General features: G+C 76.2%; 3 protein-coding genes. All 3 read right to left on the bottom strand.

The window, feature by feature from the left end; genetic code table 11:
* On the bottom strand, positions 1-1853 hold a 1853-nt coding region (locus ACZ6KO_RS34860), incomplete at its 3' end, for a type I polyketide synthase (protein WP_469307998.1).
* A gap of 115 nt (positions 1854-1968) precedes the next feature.
* Complete coding sequence (locus ACZ6KO_RS34855) at positions 1969-13218, bottom strand: type I polyketide synthase (RefSeq protein ID WP_469307997.1); 11250 nt, start codon at positions 13216-13218, stop codon at positions 1969-1971.
* 64 nt (positions 13219-13282) lie between these two features.
* Positions 13283-15630, bottom strand: a 2348-nt coding sequence (locus ACZ6KO_RS34850; RefSeq protein WP_469307996.1) for an SDR family NAD(P)-dependent oxidoreductase, incomplete at its 5' end; no start/stop codon positions are given.

Here is a 15630-nt window from a genome sequence, read left to right as displayed (position 1 = left end):
GCCAGCGCCGCCGCACACGCGTCCAGGCGAGCGGCGAACACCGGCGACGCGCCGTACAGCTCCACCGCCATGCCCGCCCACTGCGACCCCTGACCGGGGAAGACGAACACGGGCTTGCCGTGCCCGGACGTGTGGCCCTGGAGCACGCCGGCCGCCGTGTCGCCCTCGGCGAGGGCGGTCAGGGCCCGCAGGGTGTCCTCGGGGTCGGCGGACGGGACCACGGCGGCGCGGTGGTCGAAGGCGGCGCGGCCGGTGGCGAGGGCGACGGCCGAGGCGGCCGGGTCGTCGGTGCCCCGTTCGGCGTACGCGTGCAGCCGGGCGGCCTGGCCGCGCAGGGCGGCGGCGGTCCGGCCGGACAGGATCCAGGGGGTGCCGGTGACGGGGCCGGACAGGACGGCCGGGCCGGTCTCGGCGGCCGTCTCCTCCGGGGTGGCCGGCTCGCCCGCGCCGTCGGCGGCGGTGTCCTGCGGGGTCTGCTCCAGGATGACGTGGGCGTTGGTGCCGCTGATGCCGAAGGCGGAGACGCCGGCCCGGCGCGGGTGGCCGGTGGCCGGCCAGTCGCGGGCCTCGGTGAGCAGTTCCACGGCGCCCGACGCCCAGTCGATCTTCGGGGACGGGGCGTCGACGTGGAGGGTCTGCGGCAGCAGGCCGTGGCGCATGGCCATGACCATCTTCATGACGCCGGCGGCGCCGGAGGCGGCCGAGGTGTGGCCGATGTTGGACTTCACGGAGCCGAGCCACAGCGGCTGGTCGGCGGGCCGGTTCCGGCCGTACGTCGCGAGCAGGGCCTGGGCCTCGATGGGGTCGCCGAGGGTGGTGCCGGTGCCGTGCGCCTCGACGGCGTCGATCTCGGCGGCGGGGACCCGGGCGTTGGCCAGGGCCTGCTTGATGACGCGCATCTGGGCGGGCCCGTTGGGGGCGGTGAGGCCGTTGCTGGCGCCGTCCTGGTTGACGGCCGTACCGCGGATGACGGCCAGGACGCGGCGGCCCGCGCGGCGGGCGTCGGAGAGCCGCTCGACGAGCAGCACGCCGACGCCCTCGGCCGGGCCGAAGCCGTCGGCGGCGGCGGCGAAGGCCTTGCAGCGGCCGTCGGCGGCCAGCGCGCGCTGGCGGCTGAACTCGACGAACCCGGCGGGGTTCGACATGACGGTGACGCCTCCGGCGAGCGCCATGGAGCACTCGCCGCCCCGCAGGGCACGGACGGCCATGTGGAGGGCGACGAGGGAGGAGGAGCAGGCGGTGTCGATGGTGACGGCCGGGCCCTCCAGGCCGAGGGAGTAGGCGAGCCGGCCGGACATGACGCTGGCCAGGTTGCCGGTGCCGAGGTAGCCCTCGAGCTCGTCGGGGGCCTCGGTGATGCCGGTGGTGTAGTCGAGGGCGCTGAAGCCGACGAAGGTGCCGGTCAGGCTGCCGGCGAGGGTGGTGGGGTCGATGCCGGCGCGTTCGACGGCCTCCCAGCCGGTCTCCAGCAGCAGCCGCTGCTGCGGGTCCATCGCGAGGGCCTCGCGGGGCGAGATCCCGAAGAAGCCGGCGTCGAACTCGTCGACGTCGTGGAGGAAGCCGCCCTCCTTGACGTAGTTGGTGCCGGGCTTGTCGGGGTCCGGGTCGTAGAGGGAGTCGATGTCCCAGCCGCGGTTGACGGGGAAGCCGCCGACGGCGTCGCCGCCGGCCGCGACCAGCTCCCACAGGTCCTCGGGGGAGCTGACGCCGCCGGGGTAGCGGCAGGCCATGCCGACGATCGCGATCGGTTCGTGGCCGGACGCCTCCACGGCCTGCAGCCTCTTACGGGTCTGCTGCAGGTCGGCCGTGGCCCGCTTGAGGTATTCGAGGAGCTTCTCTTCGTTGTTCGCCATGGTCGGTATCTCCGTGAGGCCCCGTGGGGCGGATCGCTGGCCGGCGGGTGGAATGGGGAAGGGGTGCCTTCCGGGCCGGGCGTCGGCCCGGCCCGGAAGGCACCCCCCGGTCGAATCAGGAGGTGCCCAGCTCTTTGTCGAGGAGGGCGAACATGTCGTCCGCGGTGGCGGTCTCCAGCCCGCCCTCGTCGGCGGCCTCCTCGGCCGCGGTGTCGCCGAAGGTCCACAGCAGGGCCTCGAGGCGCTGCTTGAGCTTGGTGCGGGTGTCGGAGTCGGGCCGGTCCGCGGCCAGGGCGCCTTCGAGGCGGTCGAGTTCGTCGAGGACGGAGCCGACCGGTGCGGCCGAGTCCGGCAGCAGGACCCCGCGCAGGTGCTGGGCGAGGGCCGCCGGGTTCGGGTAGTCGAAGACGATCGTGGCGGGGAGCGCCAGACCGGTGGCCGCGCCGAGCCGGTCGCGCAGTTCGACGGCGGTCAGGGAGTCGAAGCCCAGGCCCTTGAAGGCGCGGCCGGGTTCGATGGCGTCGCCGGAGGCGTGGCCGAGGACGGCCGCGACCTTCTCGCGCACCAGGTCGAGCAGGAGGGTCTCCCGCTCGGCCGGGTTCGCGGCGGTGAGCTGCTCCACGAGGCGGGCGGCGGCCCCGGTGGCGGCGCCGGCGCTCTCCTGCGGTGCGGCGGCCGCCTTCAGCGCGGCGCGCGCCTCGGGGACGCCGTCGATGAGGGGGCTCGGGCGGCCGGAGGTGAAGCCGCGGGCGAACCGCTCCCAGTCGACGTCGGCGACGGCGCGGAACACCTCGTCGTGCTCCACGGCCTGCACCATGGCGTCCAGGGCCAGTTCGGGGTCCATCTCGATGACGCCGCGGCGGCGCATGTACTCCTCGACGCCCTCGCCCTCCATCATGCCGCCGCCGCCCCAGGCGCCCCAGGCCAGCGAGGTCGCGGTCAGGCCGCGGGCCCGGCGGACCTGTGCGAACGCGTCGAGGTAGGCGTTGCCGGGTGCGTAGCCGCCGTGCCGGCCGCTGCCCCAGACACCGGAGTTGGAGGAGAACAGCACGAACGCGTCGAGCGGGGTGTCGCCGAGCAGCTCGTCGAGGTGCCGGGCGCCGCCGGTCTTGCCCGCGTTGATCTGCCGGTAGTCGTCGGCGGTCATCTCCTCCACGAGGGTGGTCTGGACGACGCCGACGGCGTGGACGACGGCGGTCAGCGGCCGCTCGGCCGGGATCGCCGCGAGCAGCGCCTCGACCTGCGCGCGGTCGGCCATGTCGCAGGCCGCGACGGTGACCTCGGCGCCCAGCTCCCGTATCTCCTCGGCCAGTTCGGCCGCACCCGGAGCCGCCGGCCCACGCCGGCTGGTCAGGACGACGTGCTCCGCACCGGTGGCCGCCATACGGCGGGCCACCTGCGCACCCACCCCGCCCGTACCGCCAGTGATCAGCACCGTGCCGCGCGGCGTCCAGGAACGCACCGGCTCCCGGTCGCCCAGCGGCGCACGCACCAGACGGCGGCCGAAGGCACCGCCGCCCCGGAGGGCGATCTGGTCCTCGTCGCCGAGGCCGGCCAGGATCCGGCCGAGCCGGGCGGCGGCCCGCTCGTCCAGGGTCTCGGGCAGGTCGACCAGACCGCCCCAGGTGCGCGGCTGTTCCAGGGCCACGACCCGGCCCAGGCCCCACAGCTGGGCCGGTACGGGGTCGGCGGGCCCGTCCGCCGTACCGGTGCTGACGGCGCCCCGGGTGAGCACCCACAGCGGCGCGGTGACGCCCGCGTCGCCGAGGGCCTGGACGAGGACGAGCGTGCCGGTGGCGACGGCGTCGCGGTCGGTGCTGTCGCCGAAGAGGCAGACGATGCCGGTGAGGCCCTCGCCGGGCAGCCGGTCCGCCCACGCCGTGCGGTCGGCGGCGGCGGGGTCGAGGACGAGCCGGCGGACGTCGGCGCCCTGGGCGGCGAGCGCGGCGACGGTGGCCTCGGTGCGGTCGGTGTCGGTGCTCGCCGGCGGCTCGACGACGAGCCAGTCGCCGGTGAGGCGGTCGGTGCCGTCCTCGGGCAGCAGGGTCCAGGAGACGTCGTAGCGCCAGGAGTCGACGGCCCGGCGGGCGCGGCGGGAGCGGCGCCATGCGGCGAGGCCGGGCAGCAGCTCGCGCAGCGGGCGGTCCCCGTCGAGGCCGGCGGTGGCGGCCAGGGCGTCCAGGTCGCCGGTCTCGACGGCGGCCCAGAAGTCGCTCTCGGTCTCCTCGCCGGGTCCCTGCGGGGCGGTGGCGCCGGCGGGGCCGGACTCCAGCCAGTACCGCTGGTGCTGGAAGGCGTACGTGGGCAGGTCGACGGCCCGGGCGCCGCGGCCGGCCAGGACGGCCGTCCAGTCGACGCCGGCCCCGCGGGTCCAGGCTCCGGCGAGGGAGGCGTAGAAGCGGGCGAGGCCGCCCTCGTCGCGGCGCAGGGTGCCGAGGGCGAGGGCGTCGGTGCCGGTGTCCTCGGCGGTCTCCATCACGCCGTAGACGAGCACCGGGTGGGCGCTGGACTCGATGAAGAACCGGTGGCCGTCGGCGAGGAGGGTGCGGACGACGGGTTCGAAGGACACCGGCTGCCGGCAGTTCTCGTACCAGTAGGCGGCGTCGAGTTCGGAGCCGTCGAGGACCTCGCCGGTGACGGTGGAGTAGAGCGGCACCGAGCCCTCTCGCGGGCGTACGAAGGCCAGCAGGTCCAGGATCCGTTCCTTGAGCCGGTCCACCTGCGCGCAGTGCGAGGCCACCGTGGACGGGATCACCTTCGCCCGGACGCCCTCCGCCTCCAGTACGGCGACCAGCTCCTCCAGCGGAGCCACCTCACCGGCCACGGTCACCGTGCCCGGACCGTTGATCCCCGCGATCGACAACGCGTCCCCGTACGGCGCGATCCGCGCCCGCACCGCGTCCGCACCCAGCGACACCGACGCCACCGCACCCCGGCCCACCAGCTCGTCCGCGAACAACTGCGAGCGCAGCACCACGACCTTCGCCGCGTCCTGGAGCGACAGCGCACCCGAGACGGCCGCCGCCGCGATCTCACCCTGCGAGTGACCCACCACCGCGTCGGGCACCACACCGGCGGCCCGCCACAGCTCGGCCAACGCGACCATCACCGTGAACAGCACCGGCTGGAGCACCTCGATACGGGTCAGCTCCGGAGCACCCTCACTCCCCCGCACCACGGACTCCACCGACCAGTCCACATACGCCTCGACCGCACCCGCCACCTCCGCGAACCGCGCCGCGAACACCGGCGACGAATCGAGGAGTTCCACCGCCATCCCCGCCCACTGCGAACCCTGACCGGGGAAGACGAACACCGTCTTGCCGTCGATGCCGGCGGCTCCGGTGACGGTCTGGCCGGCGGGCGCCTCGGCGGCCAGCGAGGCCAGGCCGGCGAGGGCCTCCTCGCGGCTGCCGAGGACGACCGCGGCCCGGTGGTCCAGCGTGGCGCGGGTGGTGGCCAGGGACAGGCCGATGTCGGACAGGGAGACGTGGGTGTCGGCGGCCAGGTGGTCGTGGAGCCGCTGGGCCTGTGCGGCCAGCGCGGCGGGGTTCTTGCCGGACAGGATCCACGGCACGGTGGCGGCGGTGACGGCGGCCACGGTGGGCGGCCGGGTGCCCTCGGGCGCCCGGTCGTGGGCCTCGGCGGGCTGGGGGGCCTGTTCGAGGATGACGTGGGCGTTGGTGCCGCTGATGCCGAAGGAGGAGACGCCGACGCGGCGCGGGTGGCCGGTCTCGGGCCAGGCGCGGGCCTCGGTGAGCAGTTCGACGGCGCCGGTGGTCCACTCGATGTGCGGGGAGGGCTCGTCGACGTGGAGGGTCCGGGCGAGGACGCCCTCGCGCAGGGCCTGGACGGACTTGATGACGCCGGCGATGCCGGAGACGGCCTGGGTGTGGCCGATGTTGGACTTCAGGGAGCCGAGCCACAGCGGCCGGTCCTCGGGGCGGCCCTGGCCGTACGTGGCCAGCAGGGCGTGGGCCTCGATGGGGTCGCCGAGCTTGGTGCCGGTGCCGTGCGCCTCGACGGCGTCGACGTCCTGCGCGCCGAGCTTGGCGTTGGCCAGGGCCTGGCGGATGACCCGCTGCTGGGCGGGGCCGTTGGGGGCGGTCAGCCCGTTGGAGGCGCCGTCCTGGTTGGTGGCGGAGCCGCGGACGACCGCGAGGACGCGGTGGCCGTTGCGTTCGGCGTCGGAGAGCCGCTCCAGCAGCAGGACGCCCAGGCCCTCGGAGAAGGAGGTGCCGTCGGCGGCGCCGGCGAAGGCCTTGCAGCGGCCGTCGGCGGCCAGCGCGCGCTGGCGGCCGAACTCCAGGAACTCGGCCGGGGTCGACATGACGGCGACGCCGCCGGCGAGCGCCATGGAGCACTCGCCGCCGCGCAGCGCCTGCGCGGCCAGGTGCAGGGCCACCAGCGACGACGAGCAGGCGGTGTCGACGGTGACGGCCGGGCCCTCCAGGCCGAAGGCGTAGGCGACGCGGCCGGAGATGACGCTGTTGGACAGGCCGGTGCCGAAGTAGCCCTCGACGCCCTCGGGGATCTCCTGGAGTTCGGTGGCGTACCCGGAGGGGACGGCGCCGACGAACACGCCGGTGCGGCTGCCCCGCAGGGTGGCCGGGTCGATGCCGGCCCGTTCGAAGACCTGCCAGGCGCCTTCGAGGACGAGCCGCTGCTGCGGGTCCATGGCGAGGGCCTCGCGCGGGGAGATGCCGAACAGTTCGGCGTCGAACTGGCCCGCGTCGTGCAGGAAGCCGCCTTCCTTGACGTACGTGCGGCCGGGTACGCCCGGCTCCGGGTCGTAGAGGCCGTCGAGGTCCCAGCCGCGGTTGGCCGGGAACGCGCCGATCGCGTCGCGGCCCTCGGTGACCAGCTGCCACAGGGCCTCGGGCGAGTCCACGCCGTCGGGGAAGCGGCAGGCCATGCCGACGATCGCGATGGGGTCGTGGTCACCGGCGGCGGCCGGGACGGCGAGCGGGGTGTCCTGGGGGCCGGGGGCGTCGTCGCCGACGAGCTGGCCGCGCAGCTGGCGGGCCAGGGCGGCCGGGGTGGGGTGGTCGAAGACGATGGTCGCGGGCAGCCGCAGGCCGGTGGCGCCGCCGAGGCGGTTGCGCAGCTCGACCGCGGTCAGCGAGTCGAAGCCGAGCTCCTTGAAGGCCTTCTCGGCGCCGACGGCGTCGGTGCCGGAGTGGCCGAGGACGGCCGCGGCGTGGCTGCGGACCAGGTCGAGCAGGGTGCGCAGCTGGTCGTCGGCGGACAGGCCGCCGAGCGTGCGGGCGAGGGCGGAGCCGCCGGCGCCGTCCGCGGCCTCGACGGTGCGGCGGCCCGTGGCGCGGACCAGGCCGCGGGCGAGGGCGGGCAGGGAGCCGGTGGCGGACATGGTGCGCAGGGCGGCCGGGTCCAGGCGTACGGGCACCAGCAGCGGCTCGCCGCCGGCGCGGCCGGCGTCGAGGAGGGCCAGCCCCTCGGCCGGGGTGAACCCGACCATGCCGGAGCGGGCCATGCGGGCCACGTCCTCCTCGGACAGGTGCCCGGTCATGCCGCTGGCCTTGTCCCACAGGCCCCAGGCCAGGGAGGTGGCGGGCAGCCCGTGGGCGGCCCGGTGCTGGGCGAGGGCGTCCAGGAAGGCGTTGGCGGCCGCGTAGTTGCCCTGGGCCGGGCCGCCGATGACACCGGCGGCGGAGGAGAACAGGACGAAGGCGGTGAGGTCCAGGTCGCGGGTGAGCTCGTGCAGCAGGGCCGCGGCGTCGGCCTTGGGCCGCAGGACGGTGGCGAGCCGGTCCGCGTCGAGGGAGGCGATGACGCCGTCGTCGAGGACACCGGCGGCGTGGACGACCGCGCGCAGCGGCCGGTCGGCCGGTACGGCGGCCAGCAGGGCGGCCAGCGCCTCGCGGTCGGCGGCGTCGCAGGCCACGACCTCCGCCGAACCGCCCAACTCGGCGATCTCCGCGACGAGTTCGGCCGCACCCGGGGCCTCCGGGCCGCGGCGGCCGGTCAGCAGCAGGTGCCGTACGCCGTGCTCGGTGACCAGGTGCCTGGCCAGCAGGGCGCCCAGGGTTCCCGTGCCGCCGGTGATCAGGACGGTGCCGGCCGGGTCCCAGCCCTGCGGCACGGTCAGCACGATCTTGCCGGTGTGCTTGGCCTGGCTCATGAACCGGAAGGCCTCAGGCGCCCGCCGGATGTCCCAGCTGCGCGTCGGCAGCGGCGTCAGCGCACCGGACTCGAAGAGGCCGACGAGTTCGGCGAGGATCTCGGCGAGCCGGTCGGGTCCGGCCTCGGCGAGGTCGAACGCGCGGTAGGCGACGCCCTCGTGCCCGGCCGCGACCTCCTGCGTGTCGCGGACGTCGGTCTTGCCCATCTCGATGAACCGGCCGCCGCGCGGCAGCAGCCGCAGCGAGGCGTCGGTGAGGTCCCCGGCGAGGGAGTTCAGGACGACGTCGACGCCCTCGCCGCCGGTGGTGGCCAGGAACCGCTCCTCGAAGGAGGCGTCCCGCGAGGACGCCAGGTGCGCCTCGTCCAGCCCGGCGGCCCGCAGAGCCTCCCACTTGCCCTCGCTCGCCGTGCCGAACACCTCGGCACCCAGGTGCCGGGCGATCTGCACGGCCGCCGAACCCACCCCGCCCGCGGCGGCGTGGATCGCGATCCGCTCGCCCGCCCGCAGCCCGGCCAGGTCCACCAGCGCGTAGTACGCGGTGAGGAAGGCGGTCGGGGCGGCGGCGGCCTGCTCGAAGGTCCAGCCGTCGGGGATGCGGGCGACGACGCGGCGGTCGACGACGGTCTCGGGGCCGAAGGCGCCCGGGAGGGGACCCATGACCCGGTCGCCGACGGCGAGGCCGGTGACGCCGGGGCCGACCTCGGTGACGATGCCCGCGCCCTCGTTGCCCATGGTGGCGTCGCCCGGGTACATGCCGAGCGCGATCATCACGTCGCGGAAGTTCAGGCCGGCGGCGCGGACCGCGACCCGGATCTCGCCCTCGCCCGGCGTACGGACGGGGGCGGGCGTCAGGGAGAGCTGCTCCAGGGTGCCACCGGCGGCGCTGAGTTCCCAGCCTCCGGTGCGCGGCGGCGTCAGGGCGCCGCCCGGCGCGGTGGCCCGGACCAGGCGGGGCACGAGGACGGCGTCCTCGCGTACGGCGGCCTGCGGCTCGGCGGCGTGCCGGGCGGCGGCGACGGCCCGCGGCAGCAGGGCGGCGGCCCCGGCGTCGGCCGGGTCAAGGTCGACGAGCAGCAGCCGGCCCGGGTTCTCGGCCTGCGCCGAGCGCACCAGGCCCCACAGCGGGGCGTGGGTGAGGTCGGTGACGTCCTCGCCGGGGCGGGCGGCCAGGGCGCCGCGGGTGACGACGGCCAGGGTGGCGCCCTCCAGGCGCTCGTCGGCGAGCCACTGCTGGAGGACGGTCAGGAAGCGGGCGCCTTCGGTGCGGACGGCGTCGGCGAGGCCGGGCAGGTCCGCCGGGGCGCCGCCGCCGAGCGGCAGGACGACGACCTCGGGGGCCGGGAGGCCGGCGGCGACGGAGTCGCCGAGGGTCGGCACGTCGTCGAAGATCTGCGGGAAGGCGCCGAGCCGCTGGAAGGCGCTTTCGACGCCGAGCCGGTCCTCGCCGAGGACGAACCAGTCGTGCGGGGCGGCGGCCGGGGCGTCCGGGCCGTCGGCCTCGCGCACGGCCGTCCAGTCGAGCCGGTACAGCGCGTCGGAGGTCTGCGGGCCCGCTTCCAGTGCGGCGGCGGTGACGGCCCGGGAGACCAGGGCGCCGACGGTGGCGACGGGGCGGCCGGCGGCGTCGGCGATCTCGAGGGCGACGCCGTCGTCCCCGGCGGGGGAGATCCGTACGCGCAGGGCGGTGGCACCGACCGCGTGCAGGGTGACGCCGTTCCAGGAGAACGGCAGGCGGATGCCGTCGGCCTCGCCGCGGGCGGCAGCGACCAGACCGGCGTGCAGCGCGGCGTCGAGCAGCGCCGGGTGCAGTCCGAAGCGGGCGGCGTCGTCGTGCTGCTCGTGGGCGAGGGCGACCTCGGCGTAGATCTCCTCGCCGCCGGTCTGCCGCCAGACGCCGGTCAGGCCCTGGAAGGAGGTGCCGTACTGGTAGCCGGTGGCGGCCAGGGCTTCGTAGAACCCGTCGAGCGCGACGGGTTCGGCGCCCGGCGGCGGCCAGGCGGCGAGGTCGAAGGCGCCCTCGCCGGTGGCGGTGCCCAGCAGGCCGGTGGCGTGCCGGGTCCAGGGCGCGCCGTCGGCCGCGTCTTCGGGCAGGGAGTGCAGGGTGACGGGCCGGCGGCCGTCGGCCTCGGGCCCGCCGACGACGAGCTGGAGGCGGACCGCACCCTCGGCGGGCAGGACGAGGGGGGCCTCCAGGGTGAGTTCGTCGAGGCGGTCGCAGCCGACCTCGTCGCCGGCCCGGACGGCGAGTTCGACGAAGGCGGTGCCGGGCAGCAGCACGGTGCCGCTGACGGCGTGGTCGGCCAGCCAGGGGTGGGTGCGCAGCGACAGCCGGCCGGTGAGGACGGCCTGGTCGCCGTCGGCGAGGCGGACGGCGGCGCCGAGCAGCGGGTGGTCGGTGGCGCCGAGTCCGGCGGCGGAGACGTCCGCGGAGCCGGTGCCGGCGATCTCCAGCCAGTAGCGCTCGCGCTGGAAGGCGTACGTCGGCAGCTCGACGCCGCGCGCGTCCGCGCCGGCGTGGACGAACTGCCAGGCGACGGGGGCGCCGTGGGTCCAGGCCTCGGCGAGCGAGGTGAGGAACCGCTGGGGGCCGCCCTCGTCGCGGCGCAGGGTGCCCTGGGTGACGGCCGGGGAGCCGGCGGCGTCGATGGTCTCCTGCACGCCCACGGTGAGGACGGGGTGGGCGCTGGACTCGACGAACAGCCCGTGCCCGCGCTCCAGCAGCCCCTCCACCGCCTCCTGGAAACGGACCGTCTGACGCAGGTTGGTGTACCAGTACGCGGCGTCGAGTTCGGAGCCGTCGACGAGCGCGCCGGTGACGGTGGAGAAGAACGGGACCTCGGCGGTACGCGGGGCGATCCCCGCCAGCGCGGCCAGGACCTCGTCGCGGATGGATTCCACCTGCGGACCGTGCGAGGCGTAGTCGACGTTGATACGGCGGGCCCGCACCCCGTCGGCCTCGCAGGCCGCCATCAGCTCGTCGAGCGCCTCGGGGTCGCCGGAGACGACGGTGGAGTTCGGACCGTTGACGGAGGCGACGGCGAGCCGCTCACCCCAGCCGGAGATACGTTCCGTCACGGCAGCGGCGGCGTCCGCCACCGACACCATGCCGCCCTGGCCGGCCAGCGCGACGATCGCCCTGCTCCGCAGCGCGGACACCTTGGCGGCGTCCTCCAGGGACAGCGCGCCCGCGACGGCCGCCGCCGCGATCTCACCCTGTGAGTGCCCGATCACGGCCGCGGGCTCGACACCCGCCGCCCGCCACAGCTCGGCCAGCGAGACCATCACGGCCCACAGCGCGGGCTGGACGACATCCACCCGGTCGAAACCGGGCGCGTCCTCGCCCTGCCGCAGAACGTCCAGCAGCGACCAGTCGGTGTACGGCGCCAGCGCGGCCGCGCACTCGTCCAGGCGGGCGGCGAACACCGGCGACGCGCCGTACAGCTCCACCGCCATGCCCGCCCACTGCGACCCCTGACCGGGGAAGACGAACACCGGACGGTCGGCGCCCTTGACCACGGTGCCGTCCACGACTCCGGCGGCGGGCAGGCCCGCGGCCAGGGCGTCCAGTCCGGCGAGGAACCCGTCGCGGTCCTCGGCGAGGACCACACCGCGCCGCTCCAGTCCGGCGCGGGTCGCGGTCAGCGCCGTGGCGACGGCGGCCGGCTCCAGCCCGGCCACGGAGCCGGCGTACGCCCGCAGCCGCTCCGCCTGGCCGTGCAGCGCGCCGGTGGTCCTGCCGGACAGCGGCCACGGCACGAGGCCGCCAGTGACGGCGGCGACGGCGGCGGGGACGGCCGGCTCGGGGGCTTCCGCGGCCGGGGCCTCCTCCGCGGGGACGTGCTGTTCGAGGATGACGTGGGCGTTGGTGCCGCTGATGCCGAAGGAGGAGACGCCGGCCCGGCGCGGCCGGTCCCCGGCCTGCCACGCGACCGGCTCGGTGAGCAGCTCGACGGCGCCGGAGTTCCAGTCGATGTGCGGGGACGGCTCGGCCGCGTGCAGCGTCCGGGGCAGGACGCCCTCGCGCATGGCCATGACCATCTTGATGACACCGGCGATGCCGGACGCGGCCTGGGTGTGGCCGATGTTGGACTTCACCGAGCCGAGCCGCAGCGGCGGCGCGTCCGCCGGGCGGCGGCCGTACGTGGCGAGCAGCGCGCCCGCCTCGATCGGGTCACCGAGGGCGGTGCCGGTGCCGTGCGCCTCGACCACGTCCACGTCCTGGGTGGTCAGGCGGGCGTTGGCGAGCGCCGCCTTGATGACGCGCTGCTGGGAGGGGCCGTTGGGGGCGGTCAGGCCGTTGGAGGCGCCGTCCTGGTTGGTCGCGGTGCCGCGGACGACGGCGAGGACCTGGTGGCCGTGGCGTACGGCGTCCGAGAGCCGCTCGACGAGGAGGATGCCGGCGCCCTCGGCGAGCGCCATGCCGTCGGCGTCCGCGGAGAAGGCCTTGCAGCGGCCGTCGGCGGCCATGCCGCGCTGCTCGCTGTAGCCGATGAACTCCAGTGGGGTGGACATGACGGTGACGCCGCCGACGAGGGCCATGGAGCACTCGTCGGCGCGCAGCGCCTGGGCGGCCATGTGCAGGGCGACGAGGCCGGAGGAGCAGGCGGTGTCGACGGAGACGGCTGGGCCCTCCAGGCCGAAGGTGTAGGCGATGCGGCCGGAGACCACGCTGGCCGCGCTGCCGGTGGTGAGGTGGCCCTCGTACCCTTCGGGGATCTCCGGCAGCGACCAGCAGTAGTCGAGGTTGTAGCAGCCGATGAAGGTGCCGGTGCGGCTGCCCTTGACGGACTGCGGGTCGATGCCGGCCCGCTCGAACGCCTCCCAGGCGGCCTCCATGACGAGCCGCTGCTGCGGGTCCATGGCGAGGGCCTCGCGCGGGGAGATGCCGAAGACGCCCGGGTCGAAGTGGCCCGCCTCGTAGAGGAATCCGCCTTCCTTGACGTACGTGCGGCCGGGCCGCTCCGGGTCGGGGTCGTAGATCGCCTCGGTGTCCCAGCCGCGGTCCTGCGGGAAGGGGCCGATGGCGTCCCCGCCGTCGGCGACCAGCTGCCACAGGTCCTCCGGCGACGTGACGCCGCCGGGGAAGCGGCAGGCCATGCCGACGATGGCGATGGGCTCGTGACCGGCGTCCTCGACCTCGCGCAGCCGCTGCTTGGTCTCGTGCAGATCGGCCGTGACCCACTTGAGGTAGTCGCGGAGCGTCTCTTCGTTCGTCGCCATGGGGACCTCTTCGAACCTCTCGGATAGAGCGGGGATTTCGTGTTGACCTGACCGGAGGACGCCCTTACTCCGGGCGGCCGAATTCCTTGCGGATGAATGCGAAGATCTCGTCGTCGGACGCGGCGTCGAGCTTTCCGCTCAGCGACTCGGTGTCCGACGCGGCCTGGGCGTCCTTCCAGCGGGACAGCAGCGTCTCCAGGCGGCGGGTGAGGTCCTTGCGCTCCTCCTGGCCGAGCGCGAGCGAGAGCAGGTCGGACTCGAGGCGGTCGAGCCCGCCGTGGACGGACGCGGCCGTGGCCTCCTCCCGCCCGGCGCCGCCCAGGAGTTCGCCGCGCAGGTAGCCGGCGAGTGCGGCGGGGGTGGGGTAGTCGAAGACCATCGTGGCGGGCAGGGTGAGGCCGGTCGCTGCGCCCAGCCCGTTGCGCAGGGCCACGGCCGTGAGCGAGTCGAAGCCGAGGTCCTTGAAGGCCCGGGCGGGGTCGACGGCGCCGGCGGACGCGTGGCCGAGGACGGCCGCGGCGTGGCCGCACACCAGGTCGGAGAGCATCCGGTCCTGCTCCTCGCCGGAGAGCTCGGTGAGCTTGCGGCGCAGGGCGTCGGCGGTGCCGCCGTCGGTGTCCCCCGCGTCGGGGCGGCCGGCGGCCGCGAGGATCCGGCGGGCCTCGGGCACGTCCTCGGTGAGCCGGCCGGTACGGGCGGAGGTGAACAGGGGCAGGAAGCGGTCCCAGTCGACGTCCGCGACGGCGACGGCCGTCTCGTCGTGGTCGAGTGCGGCGCGCAGGGCCCGGAGGGCGTCGGCGGGGTCGAGCAGCGGCAGGCCGCGCCGGTCGGAGCGCTCGTGGAGCTCGCGCGCCTCCTCGGGGTGCTCGGCCGCGTCGAACAGGTCCCACACGCCCCAGCCGACGGCGGTCGCCGGCAGGCCGCGGGCGCGGCGCTGCTGGGCGAGGGCGTCGAGGTGGGCGTTGGCCGCGGCGAACGCGGCGTGCTCGCCGCCGCCCCAGTAGCCGGTGACGGAGGAGAACAGCACGAACGCGTCGAGGGCGGGGCCGTCCGTACCGAACACCTCGTCGAGGGCGCGGGCCGCGGGGATCTTGGCGGCGGCGGCCTCGGCCAGGTGCCGGGCGGTGGTGTCGGCGAGCGGCGCGAGGGCGACGTGCGCGGCGGCGTGGACCACCGTACGGACGGGCGCACCCGCCTCGTCCGCGCGGGCGACGAGCGCGGCGAGCGCCACCGGGTCGGCGCCGTCCCACTCCGCGACGTCGGCCCGGACGCCGCGGCCGTCCAACTCCGCCACCAGGGAGTCGAGTTCGTCCTGGGCGGCGGCGGTGAGCAGCAGCCGGGCGGCGCCCGCGTCGGCGAGCCGGCGGGCCGTCTCGGCGCCGAGCGGGCCGGCGGCCCCGGTGAGCAGGACGGTGCCGGCGGGCTCCCAGACGCGGGCCGGGGCCTGCGCGGGCAGCGGGGCGCGGACGATGCGGCGTACGTACGTGCCGGCCGTGCGCAGGGCGGCCTGGTCCTCGCCGTCCGGGTGCGCGAGCAGCGCGGCGAGCCGGCCGGCGGCGGCCTCGTCGAGCTCGGCGGGCAGGTCCACGAGTCCGCCCCAGGTCTGCGGCCGCTCCAGCGCGGCCACCAGGCCCAGGCCCCAGACCTCGGCCTGGACGGCGCTGCGCGGGGCGTCCTCGGGCCCGGCGGCGACGGCGCCGCGGGTCGCGGCCCACAGCGGGGCCTCGACGCCGGCCTCGTCGAGGGCCTGCACGAGGGTGAGGGTGACGGCGGCGGGGGTGGGGTCTGCGGTGTCCCCGTCGGACGCCAGCAGGGAGAGGACGCCGGCGAACGGGCCGTGTTCGGTCCGGGCGGTGCGCAGGGCCTCGGCCCACGTGGTGCGGTCGGCCGTGGCGGGGGCGAGGGGGAGGCGGTGGGTGCGGGCGCCGTGGGCAGTCAGGGCTTCCTCGGCCTGCTCGTCGCCGGTGGCGGCGGGGGTGAGCAGCAGCCAGGTCCCGGTGAGGCGGGCGGCCGGACCGTCGGGGCGGTGCTTCCACACGACGCGGTAGCGGCGCGCGTCCAGGGCGTTCGCCGCGCGGCGCCGGTGGCGCCAGGCGGACAGGGCCGGCAGCAGGTCCTGGAGCGGCGCGGTGTCGGTGAGTTCGAGGGTCCCGGCGAGCGCGTCGGCGTCGGCGCTCTCGACGGACTCCCAGAACGCGGCCTCGGCCTCGTCCACCACCGGTGCCCGGTCGTCGCCGCCCGCACTCCCCTCCAGCCAGTAGGTACGGCGCTGGAAGGCGTACGTCGGCAGGTCCACGGTGGCGTCCGGGGTGTCACCGACGGCCTGCCAGGCGACGGTGGCGCCGTGGGTCCACGCCTCGGCGAGCGAGGCCAGCAGCCGCTGCGGACCGCCCTCGTCACGGCGCAGGGTGC

The sequence above is a fragment of the Streptomyces sp. NPDC042102 genome (assembly GCF_055582305.1).
Note: the sequence above shows the minus strand (reverse complement) of the source record. Positions and strands in the feature narration are given on the sequence as shown.

Coding starts and splice junctions, on each gene's coding strand:
- ACZ6KO_RS34855 (WP_469307997.1), bottom strand. CDS start 13,218: ATGGCGACGAACGAAGAGACGCTCCGCGACTACCTCAAGTGGGTCACG.